We start from the raw sequence: 12,631 nt of genomic DNA, 5'->3' as shown, positions 1-12,631 counted from the left end.
CAATCGTTTAAACTTTCACGCGATACTGATAAGGGTTACTCCCGGGAGTGCTTTTTTGTACTTTCGGTAATCGCTCATAAAACCCACTGGCCAACATCTTTTTTTGAAAACGACTACGATCTATATCCTCATTTAAAATTACCTGATGTAGCTGATGTAGCTCCGGCATGGTGAACTCTGCATCCAGTAAATGATGCGTGAGTTGTTCTTTTTGAATGTCTTGAATTAATCGTTGTCTGGCAGTATTAACAATAGACTTATGATCCATCCACATGTCGGGTAAATCGTCAAAATCAAACCAACCAAAAGCTTCATCAAAATGACTAACACTTGGGTGGGTGTTTGCAATATTCACTAAAGAGAAGTACGATAAGGTAACAAAGCGGTTATTAAACCAATAATCATCCCGCCATTCCATTCCTTGTTTGTCAAAATAATCTTTAAAAACACTTTTAAACTGACGATTGTGATCGCCAAATACTGATAAAAAAGTAAAATGCGCGTTACGAAGGCCGGTACGTTGTGTTAGCGTGCTTTGCACAGCATCTTCTACAGACTCATCCTTTTTAATATAACCACCCGGTAGTGCCCATCGGTCTCCAATTTTCAGTAAAAGGCATTTTAATCGCTTATGCTCATAACCAATAATAACCAGATCAATCGATAGATTGGGTAAAAAAATCTCCGGGCCCTTTTCTAAAAACTCTTCTAACTCCATAGTACAAAACTATAAAAAAATAATTCGTGACTAACTGACACAATTAGAAAGAAATAGTATATTTGTGACATTACGACACAATTAAAAGTATATAAATGAAAAAAGCTATTCGCATCTCGTTAAAGATTATTGGAGTCCTTGTTGTTTTGCTACTATTAGGGGGTCTTATTGGCTGGTGGTACATCAATTCATCCTTCCTAGATTTTGAAGATGACTATGTTGAGAAAAGGGAGTTCAACGAATTGACAGTTGATGGCTATACCTTTTTCGATAGAAATGGCAATGAGAAATTAGACCTATATGAAGATAGCCGAGAGCCCTTTGACAAGCGGGTGGATGATGCGCTATCTCAAATGACTTTAGAAGAAAAAATTCATTTACTAAAAGGATCAGGTATTGGCTCGGCTTTAGGTATGGGCGATACGGCTATCCCCGGCGCGGTGGGCACCATTGTACCAACACCGCGTTTGGGATTACCAACTATTTATTTGTCTGATGGTCCTGCTGGATTGCGAATTGCTCCTAATAGAGAAGGAGAGGAACGTACGTATTACTGTACTGCGTTTCCGATAGGAACCTTAATGGCCTCCACTTGGAATACCGATTTGGTCAACCAAGTTGGTACCGCTATGGGAACCGAAGCAAAAGAATATGGGATTGATGTGATTTTAGGCCCCGGCGCCAACATTCATAGGCATCCACTATGCGGACGGAATTTTGAATATTATTCTGAAGATCCGGTATTAACGGGTTTTATTGGAGCTGCGATGGTTAATGGTATTGAATCACAAGGTGTCGGTACTGCAGTGAAACACTTTGTAGCCAACAATCAAGAAACCGATCGTAACTTCAATGATGTGATTGTTTCCGACAGGGCCATGCGAGAGATTTACTTGAAAGGCTTTGAGATCATAGTCAATAAATCACAACCTTGGACCATCATGTCTTCTTACAATAAAGTTAATGGAACATATGTACCCGAGAGTAAAAACCTTTTAACAGATATATTGCGCGATGATTGGAAATTTGAAGGTTTGGTAATGACCGATTGGTTCGGCGGAGATAATGCACCAGCCATGATCACTGCTGGAAATGATTTATTAGAACCCGGGACTAAAAAGCAATGGCAGGCTTTGGAAGAAGCTGTAGAAGAAGGCACACTTTCTGAATCAGTAATAGACACAGCGACCAAACGTATTTTAAAGTTGATCATGCAGTCTAAAAAGATGCAAAACTATCAATATGGGAACAATCCGGATTTAGATAAGCATGCAAAGATTACCCGTCAGTCGGCCGCAGAAGGAATGATACTACTTAAAAATGAGCAAGCGCTACCCCTAACAAATACCAAAAACATCGCATTATTAGGAGTTACCTCTTATGACTTTATTGCTGGTGGCACTGGTTCGGGTGATGTCAATGAGGCCTACACTATTTCATTAGAACAAGGCTTAGAAAAAGCAGGGTATACCATTAATAAAAAAGCGAAACAGCTCTTTGAATCGCACAAAGTAGCCAATGAAGAAGCCTTTGTAAAGCCAGAAGGTTTAGATGCGATGACCAATCCTTATTTTCCGCCCAGAATGGCATATTCTGAAGAAGACTTATCAGGAATTGTTGAAAGTGCTGATATCGGTATCATTACCATTGGAAGGAATAGCGGCGAAGGTGGTGACCGGGTTGAAAAAGGTGATTTTCTGTTATCAGATATAGAACAAGAAATGATTAGCGATGTCTGTGCTGCTTTCAAAAAAGCAGCTAAAAAAGTGGTGGTGGTTCTAAATGTTGGTGGAGTCATTGAAACAGCTTCATGGAAAGCCAAACCCAATGCCATTTTGCTCGCGTGGCAAGGAGGTCAAGAAGGGGGCAACTCCGTTGCTGATATTTTGAGTGGCAAAGTGAATCCTAGTGGCAAGTTACCCATGACTTTTCCAATAAACTTAAATGACCATGCTTCGAATGCCAACTTTCCGCTGGATGGAGAGCCAATTGATTTCATTAAAATGTTAATGAGCAGTAAGGAGGAAAAACCAGAGGAAGAAAAAATTAAAAATAAAGACTACACCAATTACGAAGAAGGAATTTACGTAGGTTATCGACACTTTGACAAGGCACAATTACCCGTTTCCTATCCATTTGGATATGGTTTATCATATACAAACTTTGAATTTAGCGACCTTGCTGTTGTGTTGGAAAATGATGCGATTACAGTGTCAGTGACAGTGACCAATATTGGTAATTTACCAGGAAAAGAAGTGGTGCAAGTGTATACTGCTAAATCAGATACGACCATAGATCGCCCAGTAAAAGAATTAAGGACGTTTGCCAAGACACAAAGCCTTGAGTGCGGTGAAGCAACCACATTAAACTTCCAAATTCCGGTTTCTGAATTGAGGTATTGGTCAGAGGCCAAATCAAAATGGGATTTAGAAGAAGGGATTTATGGTATTCATTTGGGGACTTCAAGTAGGGATATCAAACTATCTGAAGTAGTTGAGGTGGGCAAATAGTGGCATTTTATAAAAGCTAGAAGGTATGTTTAAGACGCAACGTATTAAATATATACACATCATAAAGATGTTCAATACCTACAGCTATGAAAAATAGTGCCATTCTTATTTTATTTTTCACCAATATATTATTAAGCCCAACAATTATGAATGGGCAGGATAGTGATCAAAGTAGGATGAGACTTGGGCTAACAGCTAGTTTTGAGAATAATATAAGCTCAGAAACTATTTTTTTTGATGATGTAACAGGGTTCTCTGCTGATTATGACACATCTAATTATCGTTTTGGTTTAAATCTGGAGTACTTTTTTAAAAGTAAACTCACCATAAATACTGCTATTAATTATTCAAACAATGATTTTACTGGTACATATTTTTGTTTTGTGTGCGATTTTGCCGCACCACCGGATCCGGAAGATGTGAATTTTCGATTTATAGAAGTTCCTATTACCATGAAATATTACTTCTTACCTGGTAAATTTAAGCTGTTTGCGGAGGCAGGTTTCAACAATCTTTTTGCATTAAACAACCTTGGTTATGATGCTAGGAAAAACAGTTACATTCTAGGATTAAAAGCTGGTGGAGGAGTTGAATTTAGCTTAAGTCAGCAATTAGCTTTACAATTCAAAGTTGACTTCGATAACAGCAGTTCAAGAGTGCTAAAAGATTCTGATTTCGCTTTAGAATCACTGCATATTGGATTTGGATTATTTAAACGATTATGAAACAATACTACAACAATTACCATAGGTTACTTTAACTCATAATCAAAAGCTATACTATTTTATTTCCATAATAAATACTTAACTTGAGGACTTTCAGGTTTCATTGAAAGTAATCAATTCAAAAATAACGATCCACATGGTGTCCAGTCTTGATGGTTTTATTGCCAAAAAAGACGGGAGTGTATCTTGGATGCAATCAAATGACCGCTATGAATTGGGTCAGGAACTTACTGATGAATACATTGCTGAGTTTTTAGAATCTATCGATTGCTATGTAATGGGCGCACGAACCTATGAACATGCGCTTGAACTTGGTTGGTCTTATGGTAATAAACCGGTTATTGTTTTGAGCCATAAAAAGCTAAAACAAGACAGACAATCGGTCAGCTTTGCAAGTGGAAACCTCACTCAACTTGTAAATGATAAACTAAGAAGAAAGTATCAAAACATTTGGATGGTTGGGGGATCAGAAACAACTAAAGAATTTCTTCTCTTAAACCTGGCAGATAAAATTGTATTAACGATTATCCCTGTGATTTTGGGAGATGGTATCTTGTTTTTTGACTTTATTGGTAAAGAACAATCATTGCATTTAGAAGATGTGACCGCCTACAAAGATGGCATGGTTGAGTTGACTTACGAAATAAGGAAATAGACAACAAGGCTTGTCAATTCGAGTTTCCTGACTAATCGGAAAGATCATCTTGATAGATTAAGAATTGGTCAAGCCACAATAAATTTATAATATTAGTTTCCGGCACGCTTCTGTATCATACGGATTTGCCCCATATGATTAGCCTGATGCTCCATCACATGATACCATGCCCAATGATAGTTCATCCTGCTTGCTTTAGTATTTAACCAGGCATCATCCTTAGTCTTTAGCATTTTCTTGGTATCTGCCCGCACTTCATCCCAAATATCCAGATAGTGTTTAATAGGTTTTCCCTTTAATAATTTTGAGTTTCTTGCATTGTCGCCTAAACCTAAAGCTAGTCCCCAGGTTTTTTGTTCTTCGGCATTAAATTGTCTGCCTTCAAATGTATACACTTGATAGTATTTTTCAGTGGCTGCCAAGTGATAAATCATGGCCCCTATTCGGTTGGCATTTTTATCTAATAAAAAATCAGTTTGCTCTTGATTAAGACCCTTAACTGATGAGCTTACTCGTGACTTAAGATCATCCAACATGGTAATTAAAATTCCGATATTTGGGGAGTAACCTTCAATTGATTTGATTTCGTATTGTGCCTTTGATGTGAATGCGAAAAAGAAAAAGCTGATCGCTAAAACTACTTTTTTCATGTTTATTGTATTAGTTTCTTAGTAAACTTAGGAAAAAGGTGAGATGTTAAGCTAGTTTTTGTGAGATTTTTAGGGAATGAAAGCGTCTAAACCCGAATAACTTTCCCCTTTCGATATAGCCAAAAAGCAAACAACCATACCAACATTGTGATGCTTAAGGCGAACAATAAACTTCCCAATTTATCACCAACAGGTTGAAATACCTTTTGATATAACAAGGCATATCCGTTGCTATCGTCTAATCTAATAATGCGCATCAGTATTTTGACGATAACGATGGACAGTACGTAGCTAATAAGAGGATTCTGACCAAAAACCTTAAAAATAAAGCCCCATTTTTCTATTTTCATAATATCGATGCTCCAGATTAGAGCAGCCCAGACGAACGTAATAATACCACCTGTGAAAAACACATAAGACCCTGTCCATAAAGGTTTATTTATGGGGTATATCGTATTCCACAAAAGCCCAAGTCCAATGGCGACTAATCCGAAAAAAATCAGGTTGCTGGTTTTGTCAGTAACCAATTTTTCTGATAGCATGAAATACCCACATACTAAGTAGCCCAACAGTACTTGGGCAGCCGATGATAAAGTTCCAAGTAAGCCTTCTGGATCGAACGGTATTCCAAAACCACCATACACGTGACTTTCCCCAACTAACATAATATCCAAGGGGCCACTAATATTACCTTCTAAGGCGAAAGGATCAGTTCCGGAAGGGAAAAAGTATAAAATACCCCAATGCACTAATAACAGTATAGTAGTAATCCCAATAATAGCTTTTCGGTTTTTAATGAAACTAAGAATGATTCCGGCAACTAGAAAAGCCAATGCAATTCGTTGTAAAACTCCAAAAATTCGTAGATCCGCTATGTTTTTATGATAAAAAGGAAACCAATTTAGTGCAAGGCCGATTAAAAAAATGAGAAGCCCACGTTTTAGCACTTTGTATAAAACGGATCGATTGTTTTTTTGCTTTTTTTTAAATGAAATGTACATAGACATACCGACGATAAACAAGAAACTTGGAAACACCAAATCAGTAGGTGTGGTACCATGCCATTTTGCATGAAGCAGTGGTGCATATACATGTGACCATGAGCCCGGTGTGTTTACCACAATCATTAAAAAAATGGTTAATCCTCGTAGAATATCAATCGATTGAATTCGATTTTTCATGAAGTATGTTCGTTTGGTTGGTATAGTGAAGTTACTGTTTTTTGATAATTCTTAATTCAAATGCCTTTTTCCAGTGTAATGGCGAATCAAAATCATGTATTTTTGAAACGTGAAAGAAATTCTTACGCAATACATTCCTGATCGTGCTGTCGAACCGGTTTTTGAATTAATAAAGCTAAACCATATTCACCTTAAAATTGTTGCCGAACGTGTGACCCGTCATGGAGATTACCGAAGAATGCCGAATGGTCAGCATCAAATAACCGTGAATGCAAGTTTAAATAAGTATCGATTTTTAATTACGCTTATACACGAGATTGCTCATTTGGTTGCTTTCGAAAAATTTGGAAGAAGCATAAAACCGCATGGGGTAGAATGGAAAATGACTTTTCAAAAACTAATGGTGCCATTTATCAATCCATCTATTTTCCCAACTAATCTGCTACCAATAATCGCAAACCATTTTAGAAACCCAAAAGCTAGTAGCGACACGGATGCCCATCTTTCTATTGCATTGAAGAAGTTTGACCCCGAGAATGGTAAAAACTATATTTTTGAAATACCACAAGGAGGTATGTTTAGAATTTACAACGGTCGTATTTTTAAAAAGGGAAACAAACGCGTAAAGCGCTATGAATGTGTGGAAGTGAAATCGGGTAAGGTGTATCTGTTTAATCCCAATGTGGAGGTAGAAATTATTTAGAAAGAAAGAATAAAGATGAAAGAAGCAAGACTATTTGGGCAACTATAGAATTGAATATTAATTTATAGACGTAGTGAGAAATTAGAACAAATATACGCTCCTCTCCTTGAGGAGAGGCGGGGTGAGGTGTTTAAATTAGAAGAATTGAAAAAACTAGAACCATATTATTTGTTATTCATTGGTGTGATAATATGCCTATTATTTTCGGTTTCTAGTAATCTTAGAGACACTGCTTTAGATATTAATATTCATGATACCTACTATGTTATTGGTCTAGAAGACTTCAATCTGATAATAGGAATTATTCTGTTATTGCTAGGGTCTCTTTATATAGTGTTGGAAAAGTGGTTGTTTCAGCTGGATAGGAAGTTAAGTTGGATTCACATTGGGGTTACTATTTTAATATCTCTATTTCTTTTAGCTTCAAATATCTACTATATTGGGATAGAAGGATTACCAAAAAGATATTATACAAATACTTCCTTTCCTGTTGATAATAATACACTAATAGTGGTTTTACTATTGATTTTAGGTTTAATTCAGATTGTTTTTATAATTAATATTGCTAGAAGTTTTTTTAGAAACAAAATCAAACCCTCCTCAGAGGGAGATTAAAGTGAGAGTTTTCGTATCTAAATATATAAAATGAACAAAAATTATTACGCCATTTTGATGGCAGGAGGAGTAGGGTCACGTTTCTGGCCTGTTAGTACCAGCAGTTTTCCGAAACAGTTTCATGATATGTTGGGAACCGGTGAGACATTGATTCAAAAAACCTTTAGTCGGCTTTCAAAGATTGTTCCGGCCGAAAATATTTTTATCCTTACTAATGAACGCTATAACGACTTGGTGTTCGGGCAACTTGAAGGGATAACACGGAGACAAGTCTTACTAGAACCTGCTATGCGTAATACTGCTCCTTGTATTGTGTATGCGGCGCTTAAAATACAAAAAGAGAACCCAGATGCGGTGATGGTGGTGGCACCTAGCGATCATTGGATTGAAGATGAGCAGGCTTTTACTAATAATATCCAAACGGCTTTTGATACATGTGAAAATGAAGACGTTTTGATGACCTTGGGTATTACTCCTAGTTTTCCTAATACTGGCTATGGGTATATTCAGTATGAAAAAGGAGTTGAAAGTGAAGTTAGACGAGTGGAGCAGTTTACCGAGAAACCGGATTATGAGACGGCAAAGTCTTTTTTAGAACGAGGTAATTATTTATGGAATGCAGGTATTTTTATCTGGTCTGTAAGTAGCATAATAAGTGCTTTTCAAAAATTAGCACCTAACATGTTTCAATTATTTGATAAAGGTATGGAAAGCTATAATACGGAGGCTGAATCCGAATTTATACTTGAAAATTATCCAAAGGCTGAAAATGTATCTATCGATTACGGAATCATGGAAAAGTCAACCAATGTGAAGGTGTTACCTGCGACGTTCGACTGGAATGACCTAGGTACCTGGGGCTCATTGTATGATAAATTAGACAAGGATATGGCGGATAATGCGGTGGTTAACGGAAAAACACTACTGTTAAACGCCGAAAATAATATGATAAGCACTTCCAAAGATAAATTGATGGTGGTTGATGGGCTAAATGATTATATTGTAATTGACAAAGAAGAGGTACTACTTATTTATCCTAAAAAGAAAGAACAAGATATTAAAAAGGTACTTCAGCAAGTCAAAGATACGTTTGGAGAACATTACGGATAATACATGGAAAACACAACACCTAACCAAAACAATAATCAAAATCAGGGAGTAGAAGACGAAGTCTCTAAAGAAGAAGTAAAAAAAGAATTGGGCGAAGCTGTTGGTAGTCTTAAAAAGTTTTTAAGTGAACTTCTTGATATTCGTCATAATACCGATCAAAAAGCCACTATTGAAGCGATTGTGGCAGATATTCCTTTTAAGGGGCATACCTCTTGGATTCTCATTTGTTCTATTTTCATCGCGTCTGTAGGGTTAAACGCGAATAGTACCGCGGTAGTAATCGGAGCCATGTTAATTTCTCCACTAATGGGGCCTATTTTGGGTATGGGTATGTCGTTAGCTATTAATGATATTGATACGCTGAGACGCTCTGTAAAGAACTTTGTGGTTATGGTTATACTCAGTGTACTAACGGCCTTTTTGTTTTTTTATATTTTTCCTTTAAGAAATGATTCTTCTGAATTATTAGCGAGAACAGCACCAGATATTCGCGATGTCTTGATCGCATTTTTTGGTGGACTCGCTTTAGTAATCGCGAGGGCAAAAAAAGGAACTATTGCCTCCGTAATTTTTGGTGTAGCGATTGCTACTGCCTTAATGCCACCCTTATGTACTGTTGGTTACGGAATGGCTATTGGGCGCTTTGACTTTGCCCTTGGGGCCATGTATTTGTTTTTGATCAATACCATTTTTATTGGTCTTGCTACATTTTTGGTTCTGAAATTGCTGCGCTTCCCAATGGTGCGTTATGCAAACTCAGCAAAAAGAAGATTTATTGCCAGAGTAGCATCTTTGGTTGGTTTGGTAATGATGATCCCAGCGGGCTACATTTTCTATAATGTACTTCAGGAATCTAGATTCGATAGTTCATTGAACACCTTTATTAATGATTATGTGAAAACCTATCAATTTTCTAAAGGGGGTCGATATGTGGATGACCTAAGTGTAAAAGAATACAATGGTGGTGAACCAATTATTGAATTGGTATTTGTAGGAAATGAAGGGATTCCTGAAACTGTTCAAGACACTTGGAAGGCTCAAATAGCGCAGTCAAGTAATAGTGCCCTGTCGAGAGCAAAATTAACGGTTTTTCAAGGAGGCAGGGATGATACTCAAGAAAGACTTGAATATATAACCGAATTGTACCAAGATAAAAAAGCACAACTATCATCAAAAGAAGCGCAAATTCAGTTATTAGAAGATGAGGTGGCTGAGCTTAGTAAATTAAAAGATGAGGTAGACTTTAATGCAATAATTTCAGAGGCCAAAATTAACTATGAAGACCTCCAAGAAATGGGATATGCGCGCTTGGTAAAATCCAACTTTAGTAAAATGGACACCACTTTACTATTTACGATAAAATGGAAGGATTCTATGGATACTTCGAAATCATTTGAAGCACAACGAAAGCTAAAAAAATGGCTTCAAACTCGTTTGAAAAAGGATAGTATTGTAATCCAAAGAGAGTAACAGATGAGGCATGACATCAAATCCATAAGAGCTTTTATCGGATCAAAAAATTTTGATATTTCGAGAAGTTTTTATCAAGACCTGGGTTTTGAAGAAGTTAGATTAGGCAAAATGTCTTATTTCGGTAACGAGGGTTTTGGCTTTTATCTTCAGGACTATTATGCAAAAGATTGGGTTGATAACACCATGGTATTTGTAGAGGTCGACGATGTAGATCGTTATCATCAAGAGTTACAAGCCTTGAAATTAGGGGATAAATACGAGGGTGTGCGGCTTACCAAAATTCATAACAATGATTGGGGGCGCGAATGTTTTTTGTATGACCCGAGCGGAGTTTTATGGCACTTTGGAGAGTTTTTCTAAATAATAGCTCAGAAGATAAAAGGCCTAGCCTCTAGTTAAGATGCTTTCAAACCCAAATTTTTGCTGAAATTTCTTTATTTATAAGTATCGACTCTTTTTTTCTGATTTCAGCTTTTAAAGGAAGTAAATAGGTGTTTGCTTTGCTATCGAACCAAACGGCAGTGTTCCACTCCGTTTTACCAATTAAAGCGGTTACCTTTAGTCGTCCCCAACCTTCTTCCTCCTTTTTGAATAAATTTCTTATTTCAGTGGAAATGGGTTTTGGAAGCGAAACAAACCACCAACCCCCGTTAGGACTATGTTGCCAAACTGTTGCGCTAAACTGATATGGGACTCCTTTAATATTCACTGAAACTGCTTGCAAGCACTATTGCTTTACATCAACTTTCTTCTAAGTACATTTTTCGTACTTTCTTGAAAAGTTCCGATGAGTAAACAAAGTTGGTAACTGCTTCATTATCGGTTTTAAAGATCTCTTTATTTGTGCCTTCCCAAGCCTTTAAACCATCTTTTAAAAAAACAATTTTTTCGCCAATTTCCATAACCGAGTTCATGTCATGAGAATTAATGACCGTTACGATTTGGTACTCATCAGTGATCTCCTGAATCAAATTATCAATTAATATGGCGGTTTTCGGATCTAACCCACTATTGGGCTCATCACAAAATAGATATTTCGGATTCATTACAATAGCTCTTGCAATTGCAACACGCTTTTGCATCCCACCTGAAATTTCTGCGGGAAAACGCTTCTCTGCGTTCAACAAATTCACTCTTTTCAAAACGAAATCAACCCGATCTTCCATCTCACTTTTCGCTTGTTTTGAGAACATTTTTAGAGGAAACATCACATTCTCTTCTACGGTCATGCTGTCAAATAACGCACTGCCTTGAAAAACCATTCCTATTTCTGTACGAAGTAGTCGTTTTTGCTCATCAGTCATGTTAGAATATACCCCGCCGTCGAATGAGATCGTACCTTCATCTGGCTCAAAAATTCCTAGAAGGGACTTTAAAAAAACCGTTTTTCCTGATCCACTTTGGCCAATTATAAGATTGGTCTTCCCCTTTTCAAAAGACGTAGTAATACCTTTTAAAACATGATTGTCGCCAAATGATTTATGTAAATTTTCAACTTCAATCATTACCCAAGAATTAATTGCGTTAATATAAAATTAAGTACGATAATGACAATGCTGGTCCATACAAAAGCAGTAGTACTAGCACGTCCAACTTCTAGTGCACCACCCTTCATATAATAACCGTAAAAGGCCGGTAATGTAGCTAGTACAAATGAAAAAACTACAGTTTTTATAAATGCGTAGACAATATGATATGTTTTGAAATCCATTTGTAACCCATTTATGAAATCGGCGCTTGAGGTAAGTCCACCCACAACACCAGCAGTCCAACCACCCAGAATGCCTAGAAACATACCAATAGCAATCAAAAATGGATAAAGTGATAAAGCAATAACCTTAGGGAAAACAAGATAGTTTAATGAGTTAACTCCCATTACATCCAAGGCGTCAATTTGCTCGGTAACACGCATCGTGCCAATGCTAGAGGTTATAAAAGATCCTACTTTTCCGGCCATTATTATAGAAACAAAGGTTGGGGCAAACTCTAATATGATCGATTGTCTTGTCGCAAAACCAATTAGATATTTTGGAATAAAAGGATTGTCAATATTTAAGGCAGTTTGGATAGTGACAACGCCACCGACGAAAAAGGAAATAAACGCCACAATTCCCAGTGAATTATTTATCAGGTCATTCATTTCTTTTAGTATAAGGTCTTTTAAAATAACCCATTTTACAGGCTTACTAAACACCTTGCGAAGCATGTTAAAATAGCGACCTAGATTCTGGATATAAATCATAGGTTAAAAATAGGGTTTATCAACTAGAAATTGAATAGCTTCTGGCAAA

The 12,631-nt window shown here is 36.9% G+C and carries 14 protein-coding genes; 8 read left to right on the top strand and 6 right to left on the bottom strand.

The window, feature by feature from the left end; genetic code table 11:
- Positions 1-7: 7 nt before the first annotated feature.
- The gene (locus tag ABN763_RS17850; RefSeq protein WP_410486863.1) at positions 8-718 is read right to left on the bottom strand and encodes an NUDIX hydrolase; all 711 of its coding nucleotides are present in this window, start codon (positions 716-718) and stop codon (positions 8-10) included.
- 95 nt (positions 719-813) lie between these two features.
- On the opposite strand from ABN763_RS17850, the gene ABN763_RS17845 reads away from it, so the two are divergent.
- The 3 genes from ABN763_RS17845 (at position 814) to ABN763_RS17835 (ending at position 4,608) form a co-directional block, all read left to right on the top strand.
- Positions 814-3,228 (top strand): beta-glucosidase family protein, encoded by a 2,415-nt coding sequence (locus ABN763_RS17845; RefSeq protein WP_410486862.1) that lies wholly within the window; start codon positions 814-816, stop codon positions 3,226-3,228.
- An 86-nt stretch (positions 3,229-3,314) separates the two neighbouring features.
- Entirely contained in the window at positions 3,315-3,953 is a 639-nt protein-coding gene (locus tag ABN763_RS17840) for an outer membrane beta-barrel protein (protein ID WP_410486861.1), read from the top strand.
- 103 nt (positions 3,954-4,056) lie between these two features.
- Complete coding sequence (locus ABN763_RS17835; RefSeq protein WP_410486860.1) at positions 4,057-4,608, top strand: dihydrofolate reductase family protein; 552 nt, start codon at positions 4,057-4,059, stop codon at positions 4,606-4,608.
- A gap of 92 nt (positions 4,609-4,700) precedes the next feature.
- Here ABN763_RS17835 and ABN763_RS17830 read toward each other — a convergent pair whose 3' ends face one another.
- Both ABN763_RS17830 and ABN763_RS17825 read right to left on the bottom strand, forming a co-directional pair.
- A complete protein-coding gene (locus ABN763_RS17830; protein WP_410486859.1) occupies positions 4,701-5,258 on the bottom strand; it encodes a DinB family protein in 558 nt (185 codons plus the stop codon).
- An 86-nt stretch (positions 5,259-5,344) separates the two neighbouring features.
- Positions 5,345-6,439: an acyltransferase family protein gene (locus ABN763_RS17825; RefSeq protein WP_410486858.1), complete on the bottom strand. Its 1,095-nt coding sequence runs from the start codon at positions 6,437-6,439 to the stop codon at positions 5,345-5,347.
- Between the two features lie 109 nt (positions 6,440-6,548).
- Between ABN763_RS17825 and ABN763_RS17820 the strand changes: the two genes are divergently transcribed.
- From ABN763_RS17820 to ABN763_RS17800, 5 genes are all read left to right on the top strand, one after another.
- A complete protein-coding gene (locus tag ABN763_RS17820; protein WP_410486857.1) occupies positions 6,549-7,142 on the top strand; it encodes a SprT-like domain-containing protein in 594 nt (197 codons plus the stop codon).
- A 144-nt stretch (positions 7,143-7,286) separates the two neighbouring features.
- Entirely contained in the window at positions 7,287-7,757 is a 471-nt protein-coding gene (locus ABN763_RS17815; RefSeq protein ID WP_410486856.1) for a hypothetical protein, read from the top strand.
- 30 nt (positions 7,758-7,787) lie between these two features.
- Positions 7,788-8,867 carry a mannose-1-phosphate guanylyltransferase gene (locus ABN763_RS17810; RefSeq protein ID WP_410486855.1) on the top strand — a complete coding sequence of 360 codons (1,080 nt, stop codon included), beginning with the start codon at positions 7,788-7,790 and terminating at the stop codon, positions 8,865-8,867.
- 3 nt (positions 8,868-8,870) lie between these two features.
- Complete coding sequence (locus ABN763_RS17805; RefSeq protein ID WP_410486854.1) at positions 8,871-10,337, top strand: DUF389 domain-containing protein; 1,467 nt, start codon at positions 8,871-8,873, stop codon at positions 10,335-10,337.
- A 3-nt stretch (positions 10,338-10,340) separates the two neighbouring features.
- A complete protein-coding gene (locus ABN763_RS17800) occupies positions 10,341-10,700 on the top strand; it encodes a glyoxalase (RefSeq protein WP_410486853.1) in 360 nt (119 codons plus the stop codon).
- A 46-nt stretch (positions 10,701-10,746) separates the two neighbouring features.
- On the opposite strand, the gene ABN763_RS17795 is transcribed toward ABN763_RS17800, so the two are convergent.
- The 3 genes from ABN763_RS17795 to ABN763_RS17785 are packed head-to-tail and all read right to left on the bottom strand — an operon-like array spanning position 10,747 to position 12,582.
- Positions 10,747-11,064: a DUF1905 domain-containing protein gene (locus tag ABN763_RS17795; RefSeq protein ID WP_410486852.1), complete on the bottom strand. Its 318-nt coding sequence runs from the start codon at positions 11,062-11,064 to the stop codon at positions 10,747-10,749.
- Between the two features lie 16 nt (positions 11,065-11,080).
- Complete coding sequence (locus ABN763_RS17790) at positions 11,081-11,845, bottom strand: ABC transporter ATP-binding protein (RefSeq protein WP_410486851.1); 765 nt, start codon at positions 11,843-11,845, stop codon at positions 11,081-11,083.
- Complete coding sequence (locus ABN763_RS17785) at positions 11,845-12,582, bottom strand: MlaE family ABC transporter permease (RefSeq protein WP_410486850.1); 738 nt, start codon at positions 12,580-12,582, stop codon at positions 11,845-11,847. The genes ABN763_RS17790 and ABN763_RS17785 overlap by 1 nt, the downstream gene beginning before the upstream one ends.
- Positions 12,583-12,631 lie beyond the last annotated feature (49 nt).

Origin of the sequence: Spongiivirga sp. MCCC 1A20706, from assembly GCF_046524175.1 — a bacterium.
In the GTDB taxonomy this organism is placed as follows: Bacteria; Bacteroidota; Bacteroidia; order Flavobacteriales; family Flavobacteriaceae; genus Spongiivirga.
The sequence above is the reverse complement of the archived record's forward strand: the minus strand, read 5'-3'. Positions and strand labels throughout refer to the sequence as shown.